The 13,461-nt window shown below is 37.4% G+C and carries 10 protein-coding genes and 2 pseudogenes; 6 read left to right on the top strand and 6 right to left on the bottom strand.

Features of this window, described 5'->3' with window-relative positions:
* Nucleotides 1-12: 12 nt before the first annotated feature.
* Nucleotides 13-591 carry a Smr/MutS family protein gene (locus tag ACFIN0_RS00270; protein WP_375701679.1) on the top strand — a complete coding sequence of 193 codons (579 nt, stop codon included), beginning with the start codon at nucleotides 13-15 and terminating at the stop codon, nucleotides 589-591.
* A 999-nt stretch (nucleotides 592-1,590) separates the two neighbouring features.
* On the opposite strand, the gene ACFIN0_RS00265 is transcribed toward ACFIN0_RS00270, so the two are convergent.
* Nucleotides 1,591-2,127: a GcrA family cell cycle regulator gene (locus ACFIN0_RS00265; RefSeq protein WP_375610028.1), complete on the bottom strand. Its 537-nt coding sequence runs from the start codon at nucleotides 2,125-2,127 to the stop codon at nucleotides 1,591-1,593.
* 485 nt (nucleotides 2,128-2,612) lie between these two features.
* Between ACFIN0_RS00265 and ACFIN0_RS00260 the strand changes: the two genes are divergently transcribed.
* From ACFIN0_RS00260 to ACFIN0_RS00250, 3 genes are read left to right on the top strand one after another with little or no spacing between them, the layout of a single operon-like run.
* Nucleotides 2,613-3,827, top strand: coding sequence for an aspartate aminotransferase family protein (locus tag ACFIN0_RS00260; RefSeq protein WP_375606227.1), 1,215 nt, complete (start codon nucleotides 2,613-2,615; stop codon nucleotides 3,825-3,827).
* Entirely contained in the window at nucleotides 3,824-4,759 is a 936-nt protein-coding gene (gene argF, locus ACFIN0_RS00255) for an ornithine carbamoyltransferase (protein WP_375606181.1), read from the top strand. The genes ACFIN0_RS00260 and argF overlap by 4 nt, the downstream gene beginning before the upstream one ends.
* Nucleotides 4,760-4,795: 36 nt before the next feature.
* Nucleotides 4,796-5,797 carry an Hsp33 family molecular chaperone gene (locus ACFIN0_RS00250; RefSeq protein ID WP_375610029.1) on the top strand — a complete coding sequence of 334 codons (1,002 nt, stop codon included), beginning with the start codon at nucleotides 4,796-4,798 and terminating at the stop codon, nucleotides 5,795-5,797.
* Between the two features lie 912 nt (nucleotides 5,798-6,709).
* On the opposite strand, the gene ACFIN0_RS00245 is transcribed toward ACFIN0_RS00250, so the two are convergent.
* The 5 genes and pseudogenes from ACFIN0_RS00245 to ccmA form a co-directional block, all read right to left on the bottom strand.
* Complete coding sequence (locus tag ACFIN0_RS00245) at nucleotides 6,710-7,303, bottom strand: DsbE family thiol:disulfide interchange protein (RefSeq protein WP_375606183.1); 594 nt, start codon at nucleotides 7,301-7,303, stop codon at nucleotides 6,710-6,712.
* A pseudogene (locus tag ACFIN0_RS00240) lies at nucleotides 7,278-7,530 on the bottom strand (hypothetical protein). The gene ACFIN0_RS00245 and the pseudogene ACFIN0_RS00240 overlap by 26 nt, the downstream one beginning before the upstream one ends.
* A pseudogene (locus ACFIN0_RS00235) lies at nucleotides 7,494-8,296 on the bottom strand (heme ABC transporter permease). Before ACFIN0_RS00235 ends, ACFIN0_RS00240 begins: the two co-directional pseudogenes overlap by 37 nt.
* Nucleotides 8,297-8,342: 46 nt before the next feature.
* Nucleotides 8,343-9,008 carry a heme exporter protein CcmB gene (gene ccmB, locus ACFIN0_RS00230; protein ID WP_375606184.1) on the bottom strand — a complete coding sequence of 222 codons (666 nt, stop codon included), beginning with the start codon at nucleotides 9,006-9,008 and terminating at the stop codon, nucleotides 8,343-8,345.
* 20 nt (nucleotides 9,009-9,028) lie between these two features.
* Nucleotides 9,029-9,640, bottom strand: coding sequence for a heme ABC exporter ATP-binding protein CcmA (gene ccmA, locus ACFIN0_RS00225; protein WP_375701678.1), 612 nt, complete (start codon nucleotides 9,638-9,640; stop codon nucleotides 9,029-9,031).
* A 297-nt stretch (nucleotides 9,641-9,937) separates the two neighbouring features.
* Here ccmA and acnA point away from each other — a divergent pair, with 297 nt between their 5' ends.
* Both acnA and rpsT read left to right on the top strand, forming a co-directional pair.
* On the top strand, nucleotides 9,938-12,625 hold the full coding sequence (gene acnA / locus ACFIN0_RS00220; RefSeq protein WP_375701677.1) for an aconitate hydratase AcnA: 2,688 nt from the start codon (nucleotides 9,938-9,940) through the stop codon (nucleotides 12,623-12,625).
* 237 nt (nucleotides 12,626-12,862) lie between these two features.
* Nucleotides 12,863-13,129: a 30S ribosomal protein S20 gene (rpsT, locus tag ACFIN0_RS00215; protein WP_273790272.1), complete on the top strand. Its 267-nt coding sequence runs from the start codon at nucleotides 12,863-12,865 to the stop codon at nucleotides 13,127-13,129.
* Nucleotides 13,130-13,461 lie beyond the last annotated feature (332 nt).

Raw genomic sequence — 13,461 nt, 5'->3', positions numbered from 1 at the left:
TGAGAAATTAAAATGTCCTCAAATAAATGGAGACAAAAAAGAGATTTATTGGCTTCACAAGATCGCCTTTTATGGGAGATGGTTTGTCGTACGATAACACCGCTTCACGGTAAGATGCTCTCTTCTACTTCAGAAACTATTGCAAATATTAATGATAAAAAACAGCCTGTAACTCAAATCTCCTTATTGTCTCAGGAAAATCAACAACCCTCGACAATTATTAAAAGAGAAAAGAGGGCAGTTACACAAGCACAAAAGGTTCATTTCTTTGATCATGTTGCACATCGTAAAATTTCCCAAGGTCGTTATCCTCTTGAGGCGCGTCTTGATCTCCACGGTTATATGCAGGAAGAAGCTTATTTTTTCTTAAAAAAATTTCTACAATCCTCTCAGCAGAGAGGATTGCGTTATGTTCTTGTGATTACAGGAAAAGGACGATCCGTTGGGAGCGATGGAGCTTTGTATAGATTTGTTCCGTATTGGTTATCAACACCAGCTTTTCGATATTATGTCCATGCGTTTGAAAAATCAGCGCGTCAACATGGCGGAGAAGGTGCGCTTTATGTTTGGTTGCGCCGTTCCGTATTGTGAAAAGCAATGTGATGTTATTGTGGTCGTTTTAGGTTCAATATTGATTTTATAAGATATCGTATATTACAGGTTATAGAAAAGACGTGATAATATACTGATTAATAATGATAATTAATTATTTCCATATATTGCGCAAAAGCCTTAAATACAATATCCCTTTATTTTTTAATTTTCTTATAAAGGCTTATAAAGACCATTGTTTTACACTCTCTCATTGCCTCATACTTTTGTTTTTACAGATTTAATGTGATAACAGCACTCACGAAAAACAGAATGTTTCAGGCAGAACATACTTATACTACATATTCACATGCTTATTAAAAAAATATCTCCTAATATTTTCAAATTCATTTTATGGAAGGGCGTGTAAAAAGTAATCTCCATGAGGTGTACAAAATTCATTGTACACCACCATCTTTACACTTACATATAAAGTGCAAGGTCGGATATTCTAACGTGATTTACCACTTCCCAATATGGCGACAGCCCTTGAATTTCCCCTTAGTACTTGAGAAAGTTTATAAGCCGTGTGCTTTTCTTTAAGTGTTTTTACTCTACACGGCTCTCATCTCGTTTGTGATGTGCAAACGAAAGGTTTTTATTAATTCAATATAAGAAGACTTAAAATGAGAGAGTCTTATCATATTTGCGGATCTGATTCAGGATGTAAAATGATAAATTGTTTTATAAATCAATGCATTAATCTATTAAGTATATGAAAAATAAAAACATGAGAAATTAAGAAACTACGTTCTTCAAAAGATATTGCTACTATGGATAGTTTTAAAAACTGTATAACTGAATTAAAGAGAATCGTAAAAATAAACAACAATAGACATTTTACAACACATAGCCACACACTCGCATCAAAAGATACAATTTACGATGAATGCTTTCATGAAGAAATTTTTTCATTCATTAAAGAACAAATTTCTTTCTCATAATAATTCAATAATTAAAAATAATGAGACGTAGAATACGAGATTCAATCGGAGGATATTACACTCTTATCCGACGTCTTTCAGATATTGGTTGAAATGCTAGCTTAGCGTGAAAGGCACAATAAGGGCTATTTTCATCAGAATCTGCACCACAAAAATGAAAATCTGCTGATAATGGATCGCCAACCGGCCATCTACATGTATTTTCACTCAATTGTAGAAGATTAAGTTGACGTGATATAGGCACAACTACATTGGATTTTGTGGACATATCAACTTCTTTTACATCTTCCACTACAAATTCTGTCTTTAAAGCGGTTTCTTCAATACTTACAGCTGATGTGTTTATTGGCGATACCGTGGATGTGTTGCGACGCACACGTGGAGATGATGAGCTGCTGCTTCCCACAGGAGTTTTTTGCGAACGCGTGCTTCCTTGTGCTGTCTTACCACGACCTGGTAACTTTAATCGATGTACTTTGCCGATGACTGCATTTCTGCTGACCCCACCTAATTGAGCAGCAATTTGACTTGCACTTAATCCTTCACTCCAAAGCTTTTTAAGAAGCTCAACGCGTTCACATGTCCAACCCATACCAGCACTCCATTCCGATTACGTCACTAAGATGCTCTCCCCCTTTGCATCTTCAAATGTTTCAATAATGTTTTCATTGCACTGAATGAAAGAACTTTACACTCTAAACGAGCATAAAAAAATCATCCAACCTATGGAACTCACAAATCAAAACACATCATTCTTTTCACTATATCATAAATTACAATATGCACTCACTTTATGACAAGAGTCTTTGCCTTTTGAAGAGTTTATTTAGAATGTTTTCCCCAACTTGCCAATCAATCATAGGTTAAGCTTTCACTTTTGTTTAGGTTTTTTTCCAAAACGCTTATTTATAGAACCTTCATTGACTTTTTTTCAATTGGTGTAATGATCTATTCCATAGGTGTAATCATTAATCGCAATGAAAGTTGAAAGCACCGTAACGAAATGTACCATGTTGTTTTATTTGTAGTGTTGCTTTGTATATATATTGAAAAGGTTAAAATATAAAGGAAATTATGATGGACACCATCTCTGTACAACCACTTTATGAATGCTTCGCACGACGAAATTTGCATTTTGAACAAGGGCATGGTGTATGGCTTATTTCCGATAAAGGAGAACATTATCTTGATTTCACATCTGGCATTGCTGTTAATGCATTAGGGTATTCACATCCAAAATTGGTTGATACACTCAAAATACAAGCTGAAAAGCTTTGGCATGTTTCCAATCTTTTTCAATCTCCTGAACAAGCAGCTCTTGCTACGCGGCTTTGTGCAAATAGTTTTGCAGATAAGGTTTTTTTCTGCAATTCAGGCACTGAAGCATTAGAATGCGCATTTAAGACAGCGCGTCATTATTACTATGCCGCTGGTCATTCAACACGCATTGAAATAATTACTTTTGAAGGGGCATTTCATGGACGTACACTTGCAGCACTTGCTGCGACTGGGCATGAAAAATATCTTGAAGGCTTTGGACCTAAAGCTGGTGGATTTATTCAAGTCCCTTTTTGTGATGAAACCGCTTTGCGTAACGTTATTAATAAAAATACCGCCGCTATTCTTATTGAACCTATTCAAGGAGAAGGAGGAATACGAACGGTCCCTCATGAATATTTAAGATTTTTGCGCAAAATATGCGATGATAATGGTCTGTTATTGATTTTAGATGAAGTCCAAACGGGTGTAGGACGAACAGGAAAGCTTTTTGCCTATGAATGGAGTGATGTCACGCCTGATATTCTTACCCTTGCAAAAGGACTAGGAGGTGGATTTCCATTAGGTGCTTGCCTTGCAACGGATAAAGTTGCAAAAAGTATGACACCTGGGACGCATGGATCAACCTTTGGAGGCAATTTGCTTGGAATGGCTGTAGGAAATAGTATTCTTGATATTTTGTTAGAGCCAAGTTTTCTCAACCATGTTCAGCGTATGGGGGATAAATTAAAAAATGGACTTTTGCACATTCTCAATATCTATCCTGATATTATCTGCGCTGTTCAGGGGATGGGGCTTATGATGGGCATTCAGTGTGTTGTGCCTTCAAATCTTGTTGTTAATGCCTTGGAAAGTGAATATCTCTTAAGTGTTGCTGCCAACAATAACGTTGTGCGCTTATTGCCTCCTCTTATTATCAAGGAAGAAGAAATAGATGAAAGTTTGCGTCGTATTGAAAAAGCAATTTCTTATCTTTCGAAAATAAATAAGGACAGACAAATATCACACACATGACAAATGCTCTTCGTCATTTCACGGATTTATCCATTTTAACGCCAGCAATGGCACGTGCATTAATCGATTATGCAAAAATCCTTAAAGCATCTTTTAAAGCAGGAAAAGGTTCAAAACCTTTTATAGGTAAAACGCTCGCGATGATTTTTGAAAAACCATCCACACGAACCCGTATTTCATTCGATATCAGTATGCGCCAGCTTGGGGGAGATACAATCATGCTCACGGGCTCAGAGATGCAGCTTGGTCACAGTGAAACTATAGCTGACACGGCTCGAGTTTTATCCCGTTTTGTGGATATCGTGATATTACGAACAACAAAACATCAACGTATGCTCGAATTGGCACAATATGCACAAATTCCTGTCATTAATGCCCTTACAGATGATACACATCCTTGCCAAATTTTAGCAGATATCTTAACCTATGAGGAACATAGAGGGTCAATTGCTGGCAAAATATTTGCATGGATGGGAGATGGTAATAATGTGCTCCATTCCTTAATTGAAGCTGCAGCTCTTTTTGGTTTTCATTTGCGTGTTGCCACACCAAAGGGCAGTGAGCCACAAGAACAATTTGTACATTGGGCACGTGAGCGGGGAGCGCATCTTATGCTAACCCATAATCCCCAAGAAGCGGCTCAAGATGCTGATTGTATTATGACCGATACATGGGTCTCCATGGGACAAGAGTTTCGTGCTCGCAGTCATTCTATTTTTCAGCCTTATCAAGTAAATGAAGCTCTCATGAAATTAGCAAAACCGGATGCTCTTTTTATGCATTGTCTTCCTGCTCATCGTGGTGAAGAAGTGGTTGATTCTGTGATTGATGGACCGCACTCCGTTGTCTTCGATGAGGCTGAAAATCGTCTTCATGCTCAAAAAGCAATTCTTTCTTGGTGTTTACAAGATGCGTTTTTCTCTCCACAATAGCCTCCCTACAACAAATTATATAAAAAAGGTAAAGCTATGAGTGAACAAGCTAAGGATGAAGCCTCTCTCAACAACAGCTTCTTGCATGAAGATGATAGTGTTATTCCCTTTCAAGTTGAAGAACTTGATATCCGTGGACGTGCCGTACAACTTGGGGAAACTTTAAATTCTATTCTCACAAGACATCAATACCCTGAACCGGTTTCTTATCTTCTAGCAGAAGCTTTACTTTTAACGGTTCTGATTGGAACTTCTCTAAAACTTACGGGAAAATTTATTCTACAAACCCATTCCGATGGACCGGTTAATATGTTGGTGTGCGATTTTTCGCCTCCTTCCAGTTTACGTGGATATGCTCGTTTTGATAAGGAACAGCTTAAACAAGCCATAGACAATGGTCAAACCTCTTCAGAAATACTTTTAGGAAAAGGCACTTTAGCTTTCACAATTGATCAAGGTCCCCACATGCAACCCTATCAAGGGATAGTTGCATTAGAGGGATCAAATTTACAAGAAGCTTCTCGTATTTATTTTGATCAATCAGAGCAAATTCCTACCGATATTCGTTTGGCTGTTGCCATATTAATTAATCGTGACCAACAAGGAAAACCCCAGAAAAGCTGGCGAGCTGGAGGTATTTTGACCCAACTTTTACCCCAAGAATCGTCTCATCATAAAATAGATGCTCCTCATCAAAAGCGAGAAGAAAAGAAAACCAACACCCAATTGAATAACCAATGGCAGGAAGCTAAAATACTCATGAAAACGATTGAAAGTTCAGAATTAACAGATCCCCAAGTGGGTAGTAAACAGTTATTGTTTCGTCTTTTTCATGAACAAGGTGTTAGAGTTTTTAATTCTTTTTCTCTTGTCGATCAATGTTCTTGTTCATGCGAAAAAATTAAAGGAATCCTAGAAGGATTTCCTAGTGATGAACGCAATAAAATGGTTAAAGATAACTATATTTCAGTCACATGTGAATTTTGCTCAAAAACGTATCGTTTTACACCGCAAGAATTTCTAGAAGAAAAAACATAATCAAATATTTTTCATAAAAAATGATGATTGCAACAAAAGCCTATTTTATTTGCGTCATAAAAGTTTACGCATAAGCTCATATGAACTTCTAGAATATTTCTTGTTTTAGAGTTTTTTTAGTGTATACGAGTGATCTTTCTGTTGAAATCAGTAATTACGTCATAGAGTGCTTAAAAAAGAGTTCTCTGTAAAATATATTTCCTCTTCTCGAAAAAGCTTCTTTTGTACTTTTTACATCTCAAAAGTTTATTTCTTACAATGAATTCTTTTATAATGTTCATTGATAAATTGATTATGTACTCATAACTTATCTTCTCTGTTAAATGAGACTTTTTGATTGTAGTCATATTTTCTTACTCGAATTTATCTTATTAAGACTCAATAAAGCTTATTAGTTATAATCATAAGGGAAATTATCGAGAGAATAAGAATGTATAGATTCAATATAGGCTTTATGGAGTCTATTACGAACAGATAAGTGTAATGGGAATAAATATAACAATGACGCTGCAAAAAAGCAGATTTATTATTTTATAAAGATGAGAATAGTGGTGAAGTCCCCTCATAACAATGTGTATTTCAGATAAAAAAGCGGAGAAAAAATACTATATGATTTTGAAAACAATAGTTTGTTGCTGTCATTAAGCTAACGATGGTTCTATAGCAATATTGTTTTGTCCAAATAATCAAAACTAAAGCTCCCAAACAGATATTTAATCGCTAAGGAAAAATGAAAACTACTTAAAATTTTTGTCATATTTTGGAGGTTTGTTCTACAGATATTTCTTTACATATGTTTTTGAATCAACAATGATAATACTCTTGTCAAATTTTTCTAAGAAGAATAAGTGGCCGTATAAATAAAATAGCAATACATAGCATGATAAAACGTTATGTTTTTACAAACCTGCATTATTTTTCTTCTGTCATAATCGCTTGTTCAATTTTTGGTAGAATTTTTTTTTGATAAATTTGCCATGTTAAGGGACCAACATGTTTGGCAATAATAATACTCTCTTTATTCAAGAGAAAGGTTTCTGGTGGTCCATACACCCCCCAGTCAATAGCTGTATATCCTGAATCATCAAAGCCAATAAATTTAAAAGGATTACCAAAACTGTTTAAAAAGCGCAGGGCATTTGCTTTGTTATCTTTATAATTAATGCCAATTAGATCAAAACGTTTATCTTGTGCAATTTTCATAAGAAGAGGATGCTCTTCGCGACAGGGTAAACACCAAGAACCCCAAAAATTGACCAATGTGACACGTCCTTTAAACTGTTTTGAATTGAGATAACTTTCTTTATCAAGAAGAGGAAGATAAATATTGGGAGCAGGTTTTTCAGCTAATGCGTTTGGGAGAAGAGAAGAATCTTGAAGGTGTTTTTTATCCATAAAGTTGAAAAAAAACATCATGAGAAGAAGAAAAAGCACAAATGGTCCAAAAAAAACAAGCAGAACAGGCAAAGATATATTTTTTTTAAGTTTTGGAGGGATGTTTTTCATTATACTTTATCTTTTTGTGACAGCTCTTTTTTGTTTAGCTGTTGGAGAATTTTTTTTTGGTAGAGAGCTTTGCAAAGAATATATCCAATAAGACATAAGAGGGATATTGCAGAAAGCACATAGCTTAAAACAACAATTTGCTCGTGTTTAAGGGTGCTCAGGAAAAAATCAATTTTCTGAGATAGATTTCCTAAAAGTCCGCCGTGGATGCCATTGAGGTCGAGCATAATGAAGCGCCTATTGTTGTGCACGACGGGATTTTTTTATCTGAAGTATTTGGATATAACGATGATTGATTTCATTTCGCATAGCCATCAAATAGAGCGTAATAAACATAAAGATGAAACAAAAGAGCATTGTTATAAGGGGCCATAACATAGCATTGTCGATTGTTGGTCCTCCAGCGCGTAACAATGATGCGGGTTGATGCAATGTATTCCACCAATTAACAGAAAATTTAATAATAGGGATATTAACAAATCCAACAAGTGTAAGAATTGCAGTAGCGCGCGCGGCTTTTATTGGGTTGTCGAAAGCTCGTCCAAGCAGGATAATAGCAAGATAGATAAAAAGCAGAATTAAAACTGATGTTAACCGAGCATCCCAGACCCACCATGTTCCCCATGTAGGTCGTCCCCAAAGTGCTCCTGTCATAAGAGCCAAGACGGTGAAAATTGCTCCAATGGGCGCCCCACATTTGAGTGCCACATCAGCAAGATGATATTTCCAAATCAAATTTCCTAATGCCGCGGTACTCATCGTTATATAACAGAATGTAGACAACCACGCAAAGGGTACATGAAGGTACATAATCTTAACAGTAATCCCTTGTTGATAGTCATCAGGGGAATGCATCACAAGAATCAATCCAAAGATAAGAAAACACAATGTTATGCTGGCTAACCAAGGCAAAATCATTTTGCTTATTTTCATGAAATGGGTAAAACTTATAGGGAGTGATCTCATTTTATATGTGCGCATTATTTCATTCATAAAATTCATAATAGGCAGAGTTTTGCTATGCGGCAATCAACTTTTATTATTCTGATAAAAGTTTAAGCGTTATCGCAGCAACAAAAGAGCTAAAGAGACTCAAAAGAAGTGAAAAAGCGCTGAGAAGAGCTAGGGAAGTGAGAAAAGAGGTATTTGGGTTTATTGGGGCTGTAGCAGCGGAAACACCAAAAATCATAATTGGAATGATCCACGGCAAGATAATGATAAAAATAAGCAAAGTACTATGCAACAATGAGGTTGCGAGTGCAGCGCCTATAGCACCAATAAAAATAATAGCTGGTGTTCCGCATAAAAGGGTAAGTATTGTTGTAAAAGTTATTACTACATCTAAATGAAGCATGAGGGCTAAAATAGGTGTAGCAAAAATAAGAGGAAGCATTGTTCCTACCCAATGGGCAAGACATTTGGTAAAGACAATTAGTGTAAAACTTTGTCTTTGTTCTGAAAGGATAAATTGGTCGAGATTACCATCATCGCGATCGATTTGGAAAAGTTTGTTCAGATTGAGGAGCCCTGCAAGAAGGGCTCCAAACCACAATATACCTGGTCCTATTTGTGCAAGAGTTTTGGGATCTGGTCCAATGGCAAAGGGGGTTATGACAACAACAGCGATGAAAAACAATAATCCTGTTAGTGAAGTAGCTTGTAGCGCTAATAATAGTTTAAGATCACGCCAGAACAGTGCTTTCATTTTATTCTCTTTATTCTCTCCTAGAGAGGTAAAAATTTTTCCAGAGCGATGGTATGGTTTTCTGGAATACCTAGGGAATTATGAGTCGCGGCGATAATCATACCACCTTGATTGAGATGACGCTGGAAAATACGGGCAAGGAGTTTCTGAGCATGGTTATCGAGACCAGATATTGGTTCATCCAAAATCCAAATAGGACGATAGGAGAGTAAAAGACGGGCAATAGCGACACGTCTTTGTTGTCCAGTTGACAGAGTGTTAAAGGGTAAATGTTCAAGATCAGAAAGACCAATATCGGCAAGGGCTTCATGCACAAAGCGTAAATGTTGACCATAAAATTCTGCCCAAAATTGCAAATTATCAATGACAGATAAGAGAGGTTTCATAGCGTTTTGAGGACCAAGGTAATGACAGGCAGTTGCAACAGGGTATGCTTGATTATGGTCTTTAAGGATTATATGACCTTCAGCAGCTTCAAGAAGACCGACAATGATTCGGAGTAATGTAGACTTTCCGATACCATTAGGACCGGTGATTGTCATAAGTTGCTGTGAAAATAAACAAAAAGAAAGACCTTGAAACAGAATTTCCTCGTTTCTGTAAGCAGCTAGATCTTTGCCTGATAACACCATGTGATTGCCTATTTTGTTTTTATTTTCATATTCTTTAGTGCATTATAGAATAAAAAACACATTTTTTATGCAATTGTACCTAGAATAGTTCTAGAAATAGTTCTATAAGGGGTACCTTACATCAATATCTGGTGTAAAATGGTTTCTGGCGCTGATTTCCGCATTTGCCTATGAGCGGGTGGAGGGGGAAATGGATAGCGGAGGTAATTGCGTCTGCGCTCAAGCTGCGACCTTGACTCGTAGTTTGTGTTGTTCATTCCTGGAAATTGGGTGGTTATAGTATGAGGGTGGACAGTCATGACTCAAATTGATAGCTTTAATTGTCGCAGAGTATTAAATGTTGGTGGCAAAGAATATACTTATTATAGCTTGATCGAAGCGGAGAAGAATGGACTTGAAGGTGTTTCTCGTTTACCGTTTTCGATGAAAGTTATTCTCGAAAATTTATTGCGATTTGAAGATGGTCGCACGGTTAAAAAAGAGGATATCCTCAATGTTGCTAAGTGGTTAAGTGACAAAGGGAGTGCTGGGGCAGAAATTGCCTACCGTCCTGCACGTGTTCTTATGCAGGATTTTACAGGTGTTCCAGCAGTTGTTGATCTTTCTGCAATGCGTGATGCTATGGTTAAACTTGGCGGTAACGCTGAAAAAATCAATCCTCTCATTCCCGTTGATCTCGTCATTGATCACTCAGTTATTGTTGATGCTTTTGGCAATTCCATGGCTTTTAAGGAAAACGTTGAGCATGAATATGATCGCAATGGTGAGCGCTATCGTTTCCTTAAATGGGGGCAGCAAGCTTTTCAAAATTTTCGTGTTGTTCCTCCAGGAACAGGGATTTGTCATCAGGTTAACCTAGAATATTTAGCACAATGCGTGTGGACGAAGAAGGAAGAGGGATGTGAGACGGTTTATCCTGACACCTGTGTGGGAACTGATTCGCATACGACTATGGTAAATGGTTTAGGGGTCTTAGGTTGGGGGGTTGGTGGTATTGAAGCAGAAGCAGCAATGTTAGGCCAACCTGTTTCTATGTTGTTACCTGAAGTGATTGGTTTTCGTCTAACAGGGAAACTTAAAGAAGGTGTAACCGCCACCGATCTCGTGTTGACGGTGACCCAGGTGTTACGCCAAAAGGGTGTTGTTGGTAAATTTGTTGAGTTTTTTGGTCCTGGTTTGGAGCATATGACGCTTGCTGATCGGGCAACGATTGGGAATATGGCTCCTGAATATGGAGCAACGTGTGGTTTTTTTCCAATTGATAAGGAGACAGTGCGTTATCTCAATATGACAGGGCGTGATGAAGATCGGATTGCCTTAGTGGAGGCTTATACCAAAGCACAAGGGATGTGGCATGATGAAATGGTGGCTCATCCCATTTTTAGTGATACAATTGAATTAGATATGGGAACCGTTGTCCCTTCTATGGCTGGTCCTAAACGTCCTGAAGGACGTATTGCATTTGAAAATGTTGGGCAGGGTTTTGAGAAGGCATTGGTCGAAGACTATAAAAAAACTTCTGGACAAGGTGAGCGCTATCAGGTCGAAGGTGAAGAATATACGCTGAGTCACGGTGATGTGGTGATTGCTGCGATTACTTCTTGTACGAATACATCAAATCCAAGTGTTCTCATTGCAGCAGGTCTTTTGGCACGAAATGCTGTAGCAAAAGGTCTCAAAAGTAAACCATGGGTAAAAACTTCTCTTGCACCTGGTTCACAAGTCGTTGAAGCCTACCTTCAAAATTCAGGTCTGCAAAAAGATTTAGATGCGTTAGGATTTAACTTAGTAGGATTTGGGTGCACAACATGTATTGGAAATTCTGGCCCTTTGCATCCAGCTATTTCCAAAACGATTAATGACAATGGTATCATTGCAGCTGCGGTTCTTTCAGGAAATCGTAATTTTGAAGGGCGCGTTTCTCCTGATGTGCAAGCGAATTATTTAGCTTCACCACCGTTAGTTGTTGCACATGCGCTCATTGGGACAGTGTGTAAAGATTTAACCAAGGAACCTCTTGGTGAAGATTCAGATGGTCAACCGATTTACTTAAGAGATATTTGGCCAACTTCTCAAGAAATACAGGAATTTATCGAAGAAAATGTTACGCGTAAAGTTTTTGCTGAAAAGTATGCAGATGTCTTTAAGGGAGATGAAAATTGGCAAAAAGTTCGGATTCCTACAGGTTCTACCTATTCTTGGGATGAGCAATCCACCTATGTACGCAATCCACCTTATTTCGATGCTATGCAGAAAACTCCTGATGTCTTACCAGATATTAAGGATGCACAGATTTTAGGTTTATTTGGTGATAAAATCACGACGGATCATATTTCTCCTGCTGGTTCTATTAAGGCAGCTTCTCCTGCTGGGAAATATTTAATGGATCATGGTGTTAAAGTGGCTGATTTTAATCAGTATGGAACGCGTCGTGGGAATCATGAAGTTATGGTGCGTGGGACTTTTGCCAATATTCGCATTCGTAATTTCATGTTAGGGGAAAATGGTCGAGAAGGAGGTTATACGGTTCATTATCCGTCAGCGGTAGAACAAACCATTTACGATGCAGCAATGGCGTATAAACAAGAAGGTGTTCCGCTCGTTGTTTTTGCAGGTATTGAATATGGCAATGGATCATCACGCGATTGGGCTGCCAAAGGGACCAATCTTCTTGGTGTCAAAGCAGTGATTGTGCAGTCTTTTGAAAGGATACATCGCTCTAATCTTGTTGGTATGGGCATTGTCCCTTTTGTCTTTGAGGAGGGGCTAAGTTGGAAATCTTTAGGCTTAAAGGGAGATGAAAAGGTGACAATTGAAGGGATTCATAACTTGAAACCTCGTCAAAAGACTGTAGCGAAAATTACTTTTTCTGATGGTACGGTAAAAACCGTTCCATTATTGTGCCGTGTTGATACTGAAGATGAGCTAGATTATTTGCATCATGGTGGAATTTTGCAATATGTCTTACGTAAGTTAGCCGTTTAAATTCTTTTGTTTGTTAAGAAATATCTATTATTAAGCTATAAAGTTGCGGATCAAAGAGTTTAGCTTCGTTTTTTTATGACTATCTTTGAAAATCTAATTGACGTTAGCTTTGGGATTGCGCTATAAGCCACACAGTTATAGGCAGCTTTATAGTTTTGCTTGGGTTGGATTTATTTATATTGGTAGAGTTGTTATTGGGACTCATTTTACCAAGGTGTTGAAAGAGAGATTATATTTATGGCGAATACACCTTCTGCTCGAAAAGCGGTGCGCAAGGTTGCGGCGCGCACACAGGTTAATAAGGCCCGCCGTTCACGCGTTCGTACTTTTATACGTAAGTTTGATGATGCTTTAGCGGGTGGCGATAAAGCATCTGCAGAGATTGCATTTAAAAATTTTGAGCCTGAAATTATGCGTGCAGTTTCTAAAGGGGTTTTTCATAAAAATGCTGCTGCGAGGAAAGTATCACGTTTAGCTAAACGTTTGAAGGCTCTCAGCGTTTAAGCTTTTTTTCCTTTAATTGAGAACAAAGCCAGTATCCATGAGGGTGCTGGCTTTTTGTTTATTATTTCAAAAAGTTTCTATTGAAAATAAGAATCGATAATGATTCTCCACTTGAAAAAGGAGAGAAAGTTTATAGGGGGAGGTATGGTTATCCACAAGCTTTGTGGATTTGTACAGAGTCTTTTTTGTCAAGCATTTTATTTTTTTTTTTTAATCTGAAGAGATTCTTTAATTATTGGTAAATTTAGAGAAAAAAAATGAATTGAATCAATATTTTTTTCAGTCCTCATTAATATAAGCATTTTTTTCGGGTTTTTTGATTTTATTTTGAC

The sequence above is a fragment of the Bartonella sp. AA89HNZF genome (assembly GCF_042196905.1).
Taxonomy (GTDB): Bacteria; Pseudomonadota; Alphaproteobacteria; order Rhizobiales; family Rhizobiaceae; genus Bartonella.
The sequence above is the reverse complement of the archived record's forward strand: the minus strand, read 5'-3'. Positions and strand labels throughout refer to the sequence as shown.